Genomic DNA, 17,410 nt, shown 5'->3' on the forward strand with positions numbered 1-17,410 from the left:
TTATATGGTAATAAAAAACGGAATATACACAAAGTATATTCCGTTTAATCTTTAAAAAAGAAAAAATAAGTATTAAATATTAATGAGTTAATATTTTTACTGATTTTTCACCTTCAAATGTTTTTATTGTAGCTATATACAAACCAGATTTAAAATCAAAATTCATGTCATTTTTAGTCTTTAACGATTTAACTAATGCTCCAGCAATGCTGTAGATATTAATATCTGTAGTAGATTTTACATTTGAAACATAAATTCTGTTCCCAATAGCTTTTAAATTTGTTGAAACATGAGATACAACATCATTATTTGAAAGTAATAAGTCAGCTGCTCCAGTACCTGTTACTTCAATTTTATATAAATTGAATGAGTTTCCAGCACCAAATATATATACATTACCAGAACCACTTTTAGTTGCTGATAATATATGTGCATCTGTATCAGCTCCATCAACAGAAGCCAACAGACTAGTGCCATCAGTAATGTAAAGTTCTCTAGTAACATCAGCACTACTTGATCTGTACCAAACCTTTACTTCAACATCACCAGTAACTGGAAAATATAAATAACTATAAGTTGGAAGAAAAGTGCCAAGAGGACCAGCAGCACCATTCATTTTAAAACGATTAACAGCTGTGTACTCATCAGCAGTACCAGCATCCCAAGTTTTACCTCCAGAATTCTCAATTTGACCAAATTTATCTCCAGAATCATCTCCTACTAAAAATAAATTATCCTTTTCTACAGTTGTGTTTTCAGCTGCATTAAATGCTACTATTGGCCAAAGAGCAAGTTGTTCTGAACTAGCATAAGCAGGATCTCCTCCAAAGTCCCAAATCTTAGTTTGAGCTTGTATTGTTATAGTTAAAAGTAATAGAGGTAAAATAAATAAGAGTAGTTTTTTTTTCATTTTAATAATGTTTAGTGGTTAATAGTTTAATTGTAATCGATTGCACAATATAACAATTTATTTCTTACCATGAAATATTTTTTTAGAAAAATTAATATCACAAATAGACACATACAACTAGTTTTTAGAGTTTTAAATTCAAAACACCCCTTTTATTTCTACATCGTTAAATTCTAACATTTAAACGTTTTTAATTTAAAAAAAATGAATTTATTAAAAAATAGGATATATTTATGCAATCGATTACAATATTAAACTGTAAATAACCAATACACTTTGTAATAAAAACAACTAATACTTTTAAGATGTTAAGAAAACTAATTTTTTCAATTGCATTAATATTATGCTCTCTTTCTATAATGGCTCAAACAGTCAATATTAATGAATATGGAGGATGGTTAGAAACTGCTTATGTAGAATGGGAACCTATTACAGAAGCATCAAGTTACAATGTGTATTATACTGGAGAAGGTATTTCCAATGTGCAAATTGATACGCAACTTATTAGGTGCTACAATGATGGTTCATATCGGACAGATATATTAGGCTTAAAGGCTGGTTCTTATACTATATCAGTAGTTCCTGTCATTAATGGTTCCGAAGGTATTGCTAGTATTACACCTTCAATATCTGTACAAGCTCATGATCGTGCTGGTTTTGCATTTTCTGGAGGTAGAATAGCTGGTTCATACAATTTAGATGGCACAACTCAATCAGGCGCAATAATTTTATATGTTACCGAGGAAACAAAAGATACTATTGAACTTAATGTCATTGGTGCAAATTCAAATCCTTGTATTGGCTTACAAGAAATTTTAGATGGATTTAAAAAGGGAAACGACTCACGTCTTTAATTATTAGATTAATTGGTCAAATTACTGACCCCTCTTATTTATTAAGCGGTGATATTGTAATTGAAAATAAACAAAACGCTAATAGCCATATAACCTTAGAAGGAGTTGGTGAAGATGCTGTAGCCGACGGGTGGGGTATACGAATTAAAAATGCTTCTAATGTTGAAATTCGTAATATTGGCAGTATGAATTGCAATAGTGAGGAAGGAGATAATATAGGATTACAACAAGACAATGATCATATATGGGTACATAATGTCGATTTTTTTTACGGTGATGCTGGTGGTGATGCAGATCAAGCAAAAGGCGACGGTGCTTTAGATTGTAAAAGATCAACCTATGTTACTTTTTCATATAATCACTTTTGGGATTCCGGAAAATCTAATCTTTTAGGTCTTAATGAAGGTAACGATCCCAATTTGTTTATTACATACCATCATAACTGGTATGATCATTCCGATTCTCGTCACCCTCGAATTCGATATTACTCTGCACATGTTTATAATAATTATTATGATGGAAATTCAAAATACGGTGTAGGTTCAACTTCAGGTTCTTCAGTATTTGTAGAAAATAATTATTTTAGAAATTGTAAATATCCAATACTAACCTCTATGCAAGGAACTGATATATTTTATGGTTCACCAACTTTTTCAAGTGAAGATGGAGGTACTATTAAAGCGTTTGGTAATACTATAATTGGAGCAAATCGTTTTATTCCTTATAATTTTTCAACCCCATCTACAATAGATGATTTTGATGCTGTAGTAACTTCTACTAGAAATGAAACTATTTCTAATTCAATAAACTCAAAACAAGGGAATAATACTTATAACAATTTTGATACAGATGGCTCCATAACATACACCTACACTCCTGATACTCCAGAAGAGGCAAAAACAAAAGTAATACAACTTGCAGGAAGAATGAATGGTGGAGATTTTAACTGGACTTTTAATCAGCCAAATGATGATACATCTTCTAGTGTTAATGTTCCACTTAAAAACGCTCTTATTGCGTACACAACTAACCTATCTTGTATTCAAGGCATAAGTGAACCTCCTAGTAGCCAAACCCTAACATTAACAACTAATAATAGTGACCAAACTGTAATAGAAGGTAATGCCATTGATCCAATTATTTTTATTTGGGGTGGCGATGCCACAGACGCAAATGTTTCAGGATTATCTGAATCGGGGATAACCTTTATAAAAAATACTCCCAATAAAACAATCACAATATCAGGCACTCCAACGGAAGATGTTTCTTATACAATTACAACATCTGGAACATTAGGGACTCCTGTTATGGAATCAGGCATTATATCTGTTGGTATAGTCGCTTCAGCAGATCAAATACATAATTTTACCGAATCTGGTTTAAGTAGTAATTTTTACAGCATTTCAGGAAATCTTTCAACTTCAAAAGGAGATGCTCATTACAATGGTCTTACCTTAACACAATGCTTAAAAATAGAATCTAGCACTAGTATTACATTTACAACTGCAGAAGAGAGCACTTTAACATTGGTGTTTAATGATGCTTTTAATGGAACAATTAAAATAAACGGTGTGAGTAAAAATATTAGTGGAGGTTTATTAACACTAACAATTCCATCGGGTTCTCATGAGATTACTAAAGATGTTACAACAAATCTTTATTACATGAGTGTTTCATCTTATTCGTTAGGTATAAAAGACATAGAAATATCAAAAATAAGTCTATATCCAAATCCTGTGAAAACTATTCTTCATATATCATCTCAAGAAAGAATAGATAAAGTTAAAATTTATAGTTTACATGGTGTTTTAGTAAAAAGTATTGAAAACAATATTAAAGATATTGATATTAGTAATTTGAGTAATGGAAATTATCTTATAAAAGTTTATACGTCTCAAGGATTAACTAATAAGATAATTATAAAGAATTAAATTATTTATTAAAAAAGCTCGTTAATAAAATTACGAGCTTTTTTTTACTTTATTTTTAATAAGACAAAACTTTATTTATACCAGGTTGAGTATAATTTATGGTAAATTGATATGTTTTAAGATTTGCTTTTAATTGAGCATAATCTTCATTTAATGCCCAAGTAATATCAATTTCATCTTCCAACGCTTCATTTATTTTTATTTTACCTAAAAAGGCTTTGGATGTGTTCCTTAAACGAATAATCTCAAGCTGGTTCATAACAACATCTTTTTTAATTCCATTTTCAACATCATTTATTGATAATGTAGTTCGATTAATTTCCTTATGTCCTCCACTTCCCCCTTTATCAGCAGCATCATAATTATTTTTACCTGCAAAAATATCTAAATACCAAACTTGTGGAGTTCCAGGCATAAACATTTGAATAGCTCTAGCTAATAATAATTTTTGTTCATCTTCTCCTAAAGCACTAAAAAATGTAGCATTTACTTGATAATATGAAATCTTTTTACCTGAAGGGTCGTAAAGATTTTTAACTCTTCCTCCACGTTCTATAATTTTATTCATTATGGCTTCAATCTCATTATCTTCCAATAACCCTTTATTGTAGACACTATTAACCTCTTTCCCTTTTAAATCTAAAACTGGAATTCCATCATGGCAGCCTAACATATTTACTGTTTTATAACCTTTACTTATAATTTCTTTAGTCCAAGTTAATAGAGCTTTATTTGATCCTTTTTCAAGAGTATGAATCATTAAACCAGGCAGGAAAAAATCGTAAATTTGATAGCCTTCTTTTGCAACCTCATCATGCAAATTCAAACCATATTCTGCATGAATTTCAGGTAAAAGCATCAAATTATTTTTATCTGCTATTTGTTTTATACGCTCTAAATAATGCCAAGTTCCAGGCTTGTTAAAAAAGTTTGATTGACCTACTTCTTTATGTAAATAAGCAAAAGCATCTAGTCGTAATATTTTACATCCGTAGTCTTTTAATTTAGCAAATGTTTCTTCATAAAAATCCCAAACCAATTCTGACTTTGCATTCACATCCATTTGCCCTAAATATGAACGCTTTTCATTTATTAACTGAACGACTTCACTTTTTAAATGCTTACTATCTCCTAAATTAATTTTATTAAAATCTGTATTACCTTTAACTGCTTTATTTATATTTTTAAAAATAAAAGCGGCTTTCCAACAATTTAATTCTTTAAATCTTCTTAAATCTGAAACTTTAATTTTATCATAACTTATTTGTTGATAAAAAGTATTCCAATAAGGTTGATCTGAGCCATCTGGAAAGAGAACTTTTAAAATAGGAAGTCCAGATTTTCTCATAAATAATTTGTTGAGAAATTTTTCTTTAGGAATAATAACTCCATCTGTTCCCATCTCGCCATTGCCTTCCCAAAAGGCATTCCAATTAATAAAGAAATCTTTATATTTTGATTTATTACCTCTTTTTAATAAATCCTTAAATTGAGGAGAAGCAACTGATAGATGATTTAAAACAATATCAAATTTTAATTGAATATTAAGCTGCTCTAAATCTTTTAAATCTTCTTTAGAAACTAAGTCTTCATTAAGATTATAATCTATAATTGAAAAACCCCTGTCTAAATCGCTATTAAAAAAAGTAGGTAACACATAAAATAAAGAAAACACATCTTTAAATTCTGGCATTTTAAGCATATTAATAGTATCGCTTAGTTTTTCCCCAATACTATCTGGATAAGCGTTTAGCATTACGCCATTATAAATGATGCTGTTTGGGTTATTATTTTCCATAACACCTATAAAAGTTTAGATAGTATATTAATGTTATCTGGTAATCTACCAACGTTTTGAAGTTTTAACGCTGCTAATTTCAAAGCTACTTCTAAACATTCTTGTATGGGTTTTTCTTTAATATAAGCAAATAAGAAACCTGACCAAAATGCATCTCCAGCACCTGTAGCATCCATTATTTTCTCTACTTTAATAGCTGGTAATTGAATAGGTTCTTTTCCTTTTTGAGATAACTTAACACCTTTACTTCCTAGTGTTAAACATGCCGTTTCTACACCCTCGTTATGGAAAAATTCAAAGATCTCATTATGTGGTAGTTTTTTCTCAAAAAGACGCTCCATATCATCTTCACTAATCTTAATTAATGGATTAAATTTGCAATACGTTTTTATTACTTTAAGAGCTTCTTCTTGACTTCTCCATAATTTTTTAGCATAATTCAAATCTATACTCAACTTACAACCTAAATTAAAAGCTTCTTCAGCCTTTTTTAAAATAGTTGTTCGTGCTGGATCTTTACTTAAAGCAAAACATGTGGTGTGAAATATGTTGGTATTTAGTAGAGTTTCTTTTGAAATTTGATCTTTTGTTATATGATAATCCGCCTCACGGTAAGGTATAAAATCTGGCGTACTATCTGTTCTTGAAACAAATATGACACTAGTAGGTTTATTATCAATAGTTTTTATATAACTTGTATTTAAACCAACTTCTGTAAGTCTTTTAAAAATATATTCTCCAAAACCATCATCGCCAACAGTAGCAACCATAATCGGTTTTAAACCTAGTCTAGCACAATTCATAGCAACATTAGTAGGGGAGCCTCCTAAGTATCTATGATAATCTCTTGTATTATTGATTTGCACACCATTTTGGTGACCAATAAAGTCTACTAAAACCTCCCCAACACAAAGGATGTCAATATTTTTCAAATTAATTTAAGTCTAAATTGGTTTAATTATTTAGCAATTTACGATTAGGATTTTTACACTGTATTAATCTCACAAAAAAACACTCTATATTTAACCTAAATCGTTTTCGGTTGTCATTTTTATTTATAAAACTCTAACCTGAAACACTTTAAATTAAATTACTAAATTAATTAAAATGAAGGAATATTGAGAATTTAGAAAACAATCTCTGGATCTATAAGTTTATTCAACTTTTCGATATACTTGTTTTCTAATAAAGACAAACCATATTGATAAGATGCATTCATCCAGCCAAAACCTTCCTGAGAAATGTATTCGAAATCTGTACCTACATTTCCGTATTCTGCAAAAACCTTATGTGTAGCATCTACAACATCATATTTTTCTGGAATCGTGCCATTATAATCCACAGCATTTTTAGTAATCATAAACAACCAACGATATATTAACTCTTGAGCTTCATCATTAAAATTATAGTTTAATAACCCTTTCCAAATCATCATTTGATGTGGTGCCCAACCGTTTGGATAGTCCCATTGTCTATGTGGTCTTGAGTCATTTATTTCTCCTCTACTCTCTTTTGTACTACCTGCAATTCCTCCCTTTTCTTTTAAAAGTGGTAATGCTCTTTTAACCAAAGCTTCTGCTTGCTGTTTACTAGCTAATCCACTCCATAAAGGTGAAAAGGTAGTTGCTGCAATAAATATAGATTGTGTTTTTGTAACATGATTATAATCTAAATACAAACCATTATTTGAATTCCAACAGAAGGTATTAATCCGTTCTTTTCTTTTATTGGCTTTATTTAACCAATACGCACTATCAAAAATTTTAGAATTGGTTTCAAAAGTGTTTTCAAACTCATTTTTTATAAGTTCAGCAAAATCCAATTCGTATTTATATAACAATACATTGAGTTCTACCAAATTTAAATCGGCACAATTGCCTTCTATTCTGTATGATGTATCATGTCCAGATTCCCTAACAGTTCTGTCATGAAGAAAATAAGTATCTAAAAAATCGTTTTGGATTTCACCGTTTTGGTACTTTAAAATATAATCTTCAATAGAACAATTAGTTTCATCTGCAAAAGGTTTTAATAAGGCATCATAATGACCTTCTTCTACTTCTGGAGTTATCCCAATACCTTCAGCTAAATATCGATTTAAACCATTCTCTGTAAGCCGTTTGCCTTCTACCATCCAAACTGTTTCGTATTCTTTAATGGCAGTTTTTAAATGTGATTTCAGCCATGAAATATCTTTTGTAACTTCATAGACCTCTCTTATAAGGCTAGTATAAAAAGGTGGTTGTGTTCTGGTTAAATAGTAAGATCTATTGGCATTTAATATTTTTCCGTAATGCTTAATTTCATATTGAAAATTATCAGCCATAGCCTTTGCTAAATCTACCTTACCATCTAACAACAATCCTACAGATTCAAAATAACTATCCCAACCATACATTTCATTAAATCTTCCTCCTGGAACAACAAACGGAACACCTTTAATTCCTCCGTCTTTCTCTTCTAATTTTAAGGATAAAATTCCTGGTTTGTTATTTAAACTCTTCACATATTCTGGTGAAATAAATTCGGGCAACTTACAAGCTTTAATAGATAATTTATTTTCTAAATTTTTATAATAACTAAAAGCTAATTCATCATAAAACGGAATATATACTGGAAGTCTTTCTGCTGTTAATGCCTCATTTTTGGTGTCTGCAATAAGTTTCTCAACTCCAGTTTCATCAATTCGTCTTGTTAAACCTTTCCAGTAATAATCGCGAATCATTCTAGATATACGGCTTACTGGTTGTTCATCAATTTTATTAAGTGGAATTTCGGCAGTCGTATTACCATCATTCTTTGCTATAACGAGTTCTTGCAGTAAATTAGATAGTTGATAAGTTCCTTTTACCGTATAACTTTCACCATTTACAGAAGCAATTTCAAAAGCTTTTGGTCCTTTATCTTCAATGGTGATTTTTTTATCACCATCTGTATCTTCCTGTTGTAATAACTTACTTAAAGTTTCTTCTATTTTTAAATTGAAAATCATGATTTTGCTACCACTTGTTTTTTAGACATTCTATCAATAAGTAAAACGAAAATTATTAATAAGCCCATTGGGATTAATAAAAAGTAAAAAGCACTTGCACCTCCAATACTCTCAAACAACTCTCCAACTATTCTTGAGCCAATTGTTCCTCCTAATGCTGAAAAAATAATAATTAAACCAGACATTGGTGAGTGTAAACTTTTTGGCAAAGAACTTAATACGGTTGAATTTAATAACGGATAAATTGGTGCAATAAACAATCCTATTAAAGGCAAAATAAAGCCTAATGTTGGCACTTCTGATAAGCTTGTGATTTCTCCAACAGATTCAATATCTCCTTGTAATTGCGGTAAAATATAAATTAGAATACTACCAGAAATAACAACACAAACCACAACCAAAACGACCCAATTAATATACTTTGTTAAAAAGCCAGCAATAAACCTTCCTAATGCTAAGGAAAGCGCTAAAATACTTGCCATTTGAACACTTAACACAGAATTAAAGTTAAATATTTTCTTGTTAAATGTTGGCAACCAAGTCATAATTCCTTGTTCTATCATAACAAACAAAAAGGCTGAAATAATAAAAATTAATACTAACGGAACAACCATTAATTTTACAGATTCCTTTAAATCGTCTTTTAAACTAGATCCAATAGCTTCAACTTCATATTCAACTTTTGAAAAGAGTAGAAAAACAAATGAAATTAGAATAAGTCCACATAAAAGATAATAAACATTTAACCATGAGTTTTCATCTGAAGAATAAAATGCTGGAAATAAAAAATAGGCTAAAGCAATACCTACCATAAAAAAACCTTCAATAGAACTCATTAATGAAGCATGTTCTTTTTTAGAATCTGTTAAAATACCTATAAGTGAATAAACCGATAATTTTATTAAAGCAAAACTAACACCAATAGATAAAAACAAAACTTTGGTATGAAAAAATGTATTACCAAATACCATATACAAACAACCTACAAACACTATTGCCAATGCCGTTAACATAGCTTTCTTGTAACCAAAACGAGGCAAAAAAGAGGCTATTATAAATGAAACAATAGCTATGGGTAAATCTTTAAAAGCCTCTAAAACCGAAGCTTGAGATTCGGTTACTTTATATACGTCAATAGATTTTTCAATAACTATCCCAACACTATTTAATAAAATAGCAAAGACAAAGTAGTTTAGATAAATTGATATTTTTATTCCAAGATTTTTCATAAGCTATTCTTTTAATTAATGATTTTCAATTGATGAAACTAAAGTATCCTCTTCATTATTTGATTTCGATTCATTTAAGCGGAAAGCTAGAAAAGCTGCAATAACAAAAAAAACACCTGCAAATAACATCGCATTTATGGCGTTACCGCCAAGGAAATATTTATAAATAGGGCCAAAACTCAAGGTTTGAATAAACATTGGTATTACAATCATCATATTTAAAATCCCCATATAAACGCCTCTGCGATCTTGAGGAACAATTTTTGAAACCATCGTATAAGGAATTCCCATCATAGCTGCCCAACCAATTCCAAATAATACCATTGGTACAAGCACTAACATTGGATCGGAAATATAAGGTATAACAAATAAAGCTATCGCTGTGCCTACCAAACTTAAAGCGTACACTTTTTTACCACCAAAACGAAGTGTTAAAGGCACTAAAGCGAGTGCCACTAACATAGTCACAATATTATAAGTTAGACTCATTTTAGCAGCTTGTGATGCAGCTTCTGATGTTGAAAAGCCTAAAGTTAATTTAAATAAAGGCGTTGTAAACTGCCAATAAATAAAAAGTGCATACCATTGAAAAAGATACACTGCACCAATTTTCCACATAAAACTTGGCATTTCTTTAATTGCTTTTACAATTTCTAAAAAAGGTTGAGATATACGTTGACTTAATGGCAATCTTTTAATTTCATTTATTTCTTCTAATTCTTCATCTGTAGGTGGAATTTCAGGCGTTTTAAAAACTGACCATAAAATGGTGGCTAAAGATAGGAAAGCACCAATAAAAAAAGAATAGTACAACCATTGAGGTATGGTGCCTGCTTCTTCTACTGATTCTCCTCCAAACAAGTATTGAAACAAAACAATTGATCCATTTGCTAATAAAATACCAGCGCCAACAAATAAACTTTGCATTTGATAGCCTAAACTTAATTGCTTTTCTGGTAATTTATCTCCCACAAAAGCTCTATAAGGCTCCATGGCCATATTGTTTCCTACATCAAGAATCCAAAGTAACCCTACTGCAAACCAAAGTATAGGGCTATGTGGAAATGCAAACAAACTTAAACTACCTAATAAAGCACCTATTAAAAAATACGGTTTTCGTCTGCCCCAGCGTGGTGACCATGTTTTATCTGACATGGCTCCAATAATAGGTTGAATAATCAATCCTGTTACTGGACCAGCAATATTTAAAATAGGTAGCATATCTTCTGGAGCGCCTAAATAAAGAAAAATAGGATTGATTGCTGTTTGTTGTAATCCAAAACTGTATTGAATTCCTAAGAACCCAACATTCATATTAAAAATTTGCCAAAAAGATAATCTTGGTTTAATTAATTTCATGTCTTAAAGTTGGTTGGTTTAATTGGTAATGCTATTCTTGTAAAATACTAATTGCAAAACCACCTCCTGAAGCTAATTTTATATCTAAAGAAGATGCTTTTGTAAGCTCTAATTCTTCAATTGAATAATCTTGAGGATTATTATCCCAATGCGCATTCGGTCCATCTTTATAAACTGTGGCTTTATATGTTTTTCCTTCATCTAAAAAGTCAAAAACTAAGGTTTCATTTCTTTCATTTTCATTGGTAATTCCTCCAATAAACCAATTCCCTGTTTCTTTTTCTTGTCTTGCAATTGTAACAAAATCGCCCACTTCTCCATCTATAACTTTTGTTTTTTGCCAATCTACACCAACATCTGTTATAAACTGAAATGCAGGATGGACTTTGCCATCAACCATATAATGTTCTGGTAAATCGCAAGCCATTTGAATAGGACTATAAATAACAACATACAATGCTAATTGATGCGCTAATGTGGTATTGACTTGATTCTCTTTTTTATAGTCATCAAACTTAATATTGAAAACACCAGGAGTAAAATCAATTGGTCCTGCTAACATTCTTGTAAATGCCACTGTTGGCAAATGATTTGGCGGATTTCCACCATCTTTAGCCCAGGCATTAAATTCCTGGCCTCTTAAACCTTCTCTTGCAATAGCGTTTGGATAGGTTCTTCGCTTTCCTGTAGCTTTAATAGGCTCATGAGCATTAACTGCTATTTTCTTTTTCGCTGCTTCTACTAAAACTTTATGATAGTGATTTACCATCCATTGACCGTGATGGTATTCCCCTTTCGGAATAATTTTTCCAACATATCCTGTTTTAACTGAATTTATGCCGTTTGCTTTCATAAAATCGTAAGCTACATCCATTTGTTTTTCATAAGTTCTTGGTGCTGCAGATGTTTCATGATGCATGATCACCTCAACACCTTTTTCTTTAGCGTAAGCCATAACTTCATCAAAATTATAATCTGAATATGGTGTCATGAAATCAAAAACGCCTTCTCTATCATCAGTATTAATCCATTTATCCCAACCTGTATTCCAACCTTCAACTAAAAGTCCTTTTATTCCATTTTGAGATGCAAAATCGATATATTTTTTAGCATTTTCAGTCGTTGCTCCGTGACGTGATGTTCCAACTTTTCCAGTTGTAAATGTATTCATGTCTTGGCTTCCTTCTAAATCCCATGTCGATTTTCCTATATGCATTTCCCACCAAATACCAACATATTTCATGGGTGTAAAGTAACTCACATCTCCTATTTCATTTGGATCATTAAGATTTAATGTCATTTTAGATTCTATTAAATCACCAGCTTTTTCAGCAATTTGAATGGTTCTCCAAGGTGTATTAAATGGTACAGTTAGTTTTGCTTTTCCACCTAATCTATCTGAGCCTACCAATTCACTAACCATATCTAAATTCTTATGGTCAACTTTTAGAGTCATACCTGCATAATTAGTTAAATCCGCCTCATGAAAACTTAAATATAAACCATCGTCAGTTTTCATAGTAACGGGTGTATTTACAGCATTTTGAGGAATGTAAGTAGCGTTTAAATTTGGATCATTTTGCTTTGAAAGCGCATCAATTTCTGAGAATTTAGTTTCGTTATATAAATGCTCGTATATATCCCAATCTCCTGGAATCCACCAAACTTTATGATCTCCTGTTAAATTGAACTGAGTGTTTTCATCTGTGATTAAAACTTCTTTTAAATTTTCTTGTTCTGGAAACTCATATCTAAAACCCAAACCATCATCATATACTTTAAAATGAATGTTTAGCTTTCTTTTAGTTTCGTTTTGTTCTTCTAAATTTACCGTTAGTTCATTATAATTATTTCTTACATCAATTTGTTCTCCCCAAGGCATTTGCCATGTTTCATCTGCTGTTCCAGTTATTGAATTCACAATTTTAAAATTGTCTTTTAAAGCTGGTAAATCTTTAAAATCGAAACTCATATAAGAGGTATCGATAACCGTTTTGCTTTTATATGTTACTAGATACATAGGTCCGCCTGAATCTGACAATGCAAATTCTACAGAAATGTTTGTATCAGGTGAATTAACAGTAAAACTTGTTTCCGTTTTACTACATGAAATTAAAAGAAATGCGACCGTTGCGAGTATGCTAAATTGAAGTTTAAATCTTTTCATAGTGGTAGTTTAGTTGTTATTTAATTGAAACAATAACGGCTTGATATGGTTTTAAGCTAACCTCATCTTTATTTATTGTTAATGCTTCATAATTATTGATATTTATATCTTCTATTTTACTAATTTCAGGTAATATGATACTTGAATCATGGTCTGTAAAGTTTAAAAGTACCATTAATTTTTCATTATCTAAAGTTCTTATGTAGGCATAAATTTCTGGATGTTCAGCTTGTAATAATTGGTAATCTCCATAAACTAGTACTTTGTTATTATTTCGAAACTTTACCATTTTTCTAAAATGATTTAAGACACTTTTTGGGTCTTTGTTTTGAGCTGCAACATTAATCTCTTTATAGTTTTCATTTACTCTTTTCCATGGTGTACCTGTTGTGAAACCTGCATTTAGAGAATCATTCCACTGCATTGGTGTACGCGCATTTTCACGAGAATAGTAGTTAAGTTGTTTTATAAATTCATCCATATTTTTCCCTTGAGCTTTTGCCATTTCGTAATCACCAATGGCAGCAACATCGACATATTCTTCAATAGTTGGCATATTAATATTTGTCATACCTAGTTCGTCTCCATAATAAGTATACGGAGTTCCTCGCATGCTAAGAAGAAATGTATTTAGCATTTGAGTTGATACTGTTCGAAACTCAGGACTTGTGTTTCCAAACCGGTTTACCAATCTTGAATTATCATGATTTGATAAGAAAATGGCAACCCAACCTTCCTCAGCAAATGCTTTATCCCAACGTGTAAAAACTTCTTTAAAATCGGCCAACTTATAACCATCTATAGTTCTCGACATATCAACATAATCAAAATGATAGGCTGTTTGAAGTTCTTTTCTATCTTCATCTACTAAATCATGTGCGTCTTGAAATGTGCTTCCTGCTCCTTCTGCTACAGCAAATACATTATAGGGTTCAATAACTTCTTTATACATTTCTTTTAAGTAATCATGAAGTTGTGGTCTCATGCCGTACCACTTTATAAAATCTTTCTCATGACCTTTTGGGAATTCTGGGTAAGTGGTATCCTTACTTGCAAACTGAAATGCATCCATACGAAATCCATCAACTCCCATATCTGCCCAAAATTTCATAATATCGTAAACTTCCTGACGTAGTTTTGGGTTTTCCCAATTTAAATCAGGCTGTGCTTCTGCGAAAGTATGCAAGTAATAAGCGTTTGTAGTTTCATCATAATCCCAACCGCCTTCGGGATCGAAAAGACTATGTCTGTGCGGTGGTTTTCCTTTCTCGGCAGGCCACCAATGGTAATAATTTCTATAAGGATTATCTCTTGAACTACGGGATTGTTTAAACCACTCATGCTGATCGCTACTATGGTTAACAACTACATCTAGCACAAATTTAATACCTCTAGCTTTCATGCCATTAAGCATTGTTTGAAAGTCTTCCATGGTACCATATCTTGGATGAATAGCTCTATAATCACTTACATCATATCCATTATCTACCAAGGGAGATTCGAAGAAAGGGTTCATCCAAACCATTGTAATCCCTAAACTTTCTAAATAATCTAATTCTTCAATAACACCTTTAAAATCTCCAAAACCATCACCATTTGTATCCTTAAAACTTTGCGGATAAATTTGATAAAGCACACCCTCTTTCCACCATGTAGAATTGTCAAGTGCAACTTCAATTACTTCTTTTTCATTGTCTTTACAGCTATTAATTAATATTAAAGTTAATAGGAATAGGACTATTTTTTTCATTTTATAATTGATTAAAAACTGATTTGTAAGAGATGCTTAACAATTTCTTTAATTATTAGCATAATTTACAATTTTTGAAGTATTAAAAGGCTATGTTTTGTCGAAATCGTTTTCGAATGGCTTAACAAATTAACAATTTAATTAATTATAAACTTTTTAACTGTTCAATTAGTCTATAATTCCAACATAAATTTCGGCAAGCCATTCCAAATCATTGCCTCCTGCGTGAGGATCATTTAAGAAAAACTCAACTGGCAAATTGTCTGTATTAATATTGTTAGTTTTTGCATAGTCAATTATTTGATACCATGCCATATGAGAAATTTTATAGTTCCCATTAAAAACAACTTTTAATGCTTCTTTTTCTTTTGTTTGTTTAAAAAGAACTTGATATGTTTCAGGGTAAGATTCTCTTTTTTCAATTGGAAAGCAAAAATTAAATTTGATACTATCTTTTTCTACATTCCAATTAGTTATTTCGACAAAAGGATTTCCAGCAAGTTGAATATTGTTATCCTTAATATAATTCATAATTGTTGGTATATTCCTCACCATTACGCTTGCTTTATCATTAAGTGAAGATTGTAAAGTTATATAAGCATAATTTTGAGGTGGAATTTTGGCATGAGTAACACCAGATAGCTTATAATTTTTTTTGTTTTGAATAAGTGTTTTTGAAAAATTTTTAACGGCTGAAATACTCTGATTTACAAATACATTATTATAAAATGGTACCTGCAAATTTTGTTTAAAGCTATTTTTTTCGTCTTTAAATTTAGCTGTAACTATAGTTGTAGAATCGTTTTTCTTTTTTAATGACCAATTAATTTTTAAAACAGAATCTCCAAGAAATAGGTTTTGATTAACTTCATTAAATGGTGTTTGATTTAGTGTTGTAACAACTTTGTTATTTGGTATTTCTCCATTATTCCACTGAATCAAACTATTATAAATAATTCCTGGCGATTGAGAAATTGAAAAAGTTACTTTATAGTTATAATCTTTAATAAAAAAGTACCAAATACCTACAACAAGAAAAACAGCTAACAATAAAACTCTAAATAATTTTAAACGAGACATACTAATTTTTCATTTTTAACTTATCAACCACTAAATTCCCAACTTTTCTTCCTTGTTCAATACCGACCTCAACGGCTGCTCTATAATGAATACCTCCATACATTCTACTAATGGCGGCTTCTTGAGCTGCTGTATTAAATGATTTGAAAGATCTTATTGGTAACCCATAACGAGTTTCAGTATCGTCTAAAAAGCTGAAATTATCACCAAATATATCTGTTAAAATAATAGCTGATGCACCTGAAACAACTGAATGACCACTAGTATATTCTGGAAAAGGTGGAGTTTGCAAAATAGGCTTCCACTTATCATCAAAATGATTATTTATTAAAGTTTCTGGTCTTACTAAATTACTTCGGAATTTCTCATCCCAACAGCTTATAAATCCATCTGCAATGGCTATTGATGTCTTTGTATAAGCAAAAATTGTTTTATCAAAATCAGCTCCAGCTGTTCTACATGCGATTTTAGTAATCCCAATCCAATGTGCACCAGGAGTTATTTTTTTAGTGGCAAACATTAAATGCCCACGTGTTACTGAAACATAAGGGTTACAATCCCAAAATTGAGCAATTTGCACTTCTTCAGATTCATCTCCTATTTTAACAATTCTATTAGTTGTTTCGTAAACCTCTCTTAATTCTTTATAAAAAGCTGAATTTTCGTCCATTGAAAATTTTGGTGGGGGAATAGGTTTAAACTGTGCTGAAGAATCCAAGACAAACGGACGTATTTTACTCCAATGTGGTTCTAATCCATCCATATAAGCTGGTGGTGTTGGTTGCCATCGTTCTTCTGCTTCAGAATCTACACGAAACTTAGACATGGTTCTTGTTTGCGGATAATTATCTTTATTCATCCATTCTGTAATGAAATCTGACACTTCTAAACCATATGTTTTTGAATCTTCAAATTGAGATGGGTTTTTGGCTTCCCAAATTTGGTATAAACTATCTCTATATTCTTCTATTCTAAATTCTGAGAAAATCAACTTCTTACTCATTTCCATATGGGCAACTAAAGCAGCTAGTTGATAATTAATATTCTTAGTAGAATTTGCTTTAGGTATTTCTCCTAAATGTTTTATTTGTCCTGCCAACGAATTGTATTCAGGATTTTGTTGCGCTATAATCTCATAGGCTGCAATATTTGGATAAGCAAATATTCTACTAGCAACTGGCGGAGAAAATATGTCATGTACCATAATATCTACTACTCTATCAACAGATTTATGAAACTCATCTGGTGTAATTTCTATAGGTTGTGAATTATCTTTACAAGCAATTACCGAAATCATTAAAGTAATTAAAAGCAAGAATGTTTTGTTCAATTTCATAATC

At 30.9% G+C, this 17,410-nt stretch carries 12 protein-coding genes; 2 read left to right on the forward strand and 10 right to left on the reverse strand.

Annotated elements, in window-relative coordinates:
• Nucleotides 1-79: 79 nt before the first annotated feature.
• Entirely contained in the window at nt 80-910 is an 831-nt protein-coding gene (locus BT151_RS11195) for a T9SS type A sorting domain-containing protein (protein WP_072402170.1), read from the reverse strand.
• A gap of 305 nt (nt 911-1,215) precedes the next feature.
• On the opposite strand from BT151_RS11195, the gene BT151_RS18830 reads away from it, so the two are divergent.
• The gene (locus BT151_RS18830; RefSeq protein WP_245794801.1) at nt 1,216-1,764 is read left to right on the forward strand and encodes a hypothetical protein; all 549 of its coding nucleotides are present in this window, start codon (nt 1,216-1,218) and stop codon (nt 1,762-1,764) included.
• Nucleotides 1,765-1,853: 89 nt separating this feature from the next.
• The gene (locus BT151_RS11200; RefSeq protein WP_245794818.1) at nt 1,854-3,695 is read left to right on the forward strand and encodes a pectate lyase family protein; all 1,842 of its coding nucleotides are present in this window, start codon (nt 1,854-1,856) and stop codon (nt 3,693-3,695) included.
• A 55-nt stretch (nt 3,696-3,750) separates the two neighbouring features.
• Here the strand turns inward: BT151_RS11200 and BT151_RS11205 are convergent, their stop codons facing one another.
• The 9 genes from BT151_RS11205 to BT151_RS11245 form a co-directional block, all read right to left on the reverse strand.
• Nucleotides 3,751-5,493: an alpha-amylase family protein gene (locus tag BT151_RS11205; protein WP_072402172.1), complete on the reverse strand. Its 1,743-nt coding sequence runs from the start codon at nt 5,491-5,493 to the stop codon at nt 3,751-3,753.
• Nucleotides 5,494-5,498: 5 nt separating this feature from the next.
• Complete coding sequence (locus tag BT151_RS11210) at nt 5,499-6,425, reverse strand: carbohydrate kinase family protein (protein ID WP_072402174.1); 927 nt, start codon at nt 6,423-6,425, stop codon at nt 5,499-5,501.
• Between the two features lie 194 nt (nt 6,426-6,619).
• On the reverse strand, nt 6,620-8,485 hold the full coding sequence (locus BT151_RS11215; protein WP_072402177.1) for an alpha,alpha-trehalase: 1,866 nt from the start codon (nt 8,483-8,485) through the stop codon (nt 6,620-6,622).
• The gene (locus BT151_RS11220) at nt 8,482-9,714 is read right to left on the reverse strand and encodes an MFS transporter (RefSeq protein WP_072402178.1); all 1,233 of its coding nucleotides are present in this window, start codon (nt 9,712-9,714) and stop codon (nt 8,482-8,484) included. Before BT151_RS11220 ends, BT151_RS11215 begins: the two co-directional genes overlap by 4 nt.
• A gap of 15 nt (nt 9,715-9,729) precedes the next feature.
• Nucleotides 9,730-11,073 (reverse strand): MFS transporter, encoded by a 1,344-nt coding sequence (locus BT151_RS11225; protein ID WP_072402179.1) that lies wholly within the window; start codon nt 11,071-11,073, stop codon nt 9,730-9,732.
• A 31-nt stretch (nt 11,074-11,104) separates the two neighbouring features.
• On the reverse strand, nt 11,105-13,240 hold the full coding sequence (locus BT151_RS11230) for a glycoside hydrolase family 97 protein (RefSeq protein WP_072402181.1): 2,136 nt from the start codon (nt 13,238-13,240) through the stop codon (nt 11,105-11,107).
• Between the two features lie 16 nt (nt 13,241-13,256).
• On the reverse strand, nt 13,257-14,990 hold the full coding sequence (locus BT151_RS11235) for a glycoside hydrolase family 13 protein (RefSeq protein ID WP_072402182.1): 1,734 nt from the start codon (nt 14,988-14,990) through the stop codon (nt 13,257-13,259).
• 168 nt (nt 14,991-15,158) lie between these two features.
• Nucleotides 15,159-16,070 (reverse strand): GyrI-like domain-containing protein, encoded by a 912-nt coding sequence (locus BT151_RS11240; RefSeq protein ID WP_072402183.1) that lies wholly within the window; start codon nt 16,068-16,070, stop codon nt 15,159-15,161.
• 1 nt (nt 16,071) lies between these two features.
• On the reverse strand, nt 16,072-17,406 hold the full coding sequence (locus BT151_RS11245; RefSeq protein ID WP_072402184.1) for a vanadium-dependent haloperoxidase: 1,335 nt from the start codon (nt 17,404-17,406) through the stop codon (nt 16,072-16,074).
• Nucleotides 17,407-17,410 lie beyond the last annotated feature (4 nt).

It is taken from the genome of Flaviramulus basaltis (genome assembly GCF_900114265.1).
GTDB classification, from domain to species: Bacteria; Bacteroidota; Bacteroidia; order Flavobacteriales; family Flavobacteriaceae; genus Flaviramulus; species Flaviramulus basaltis.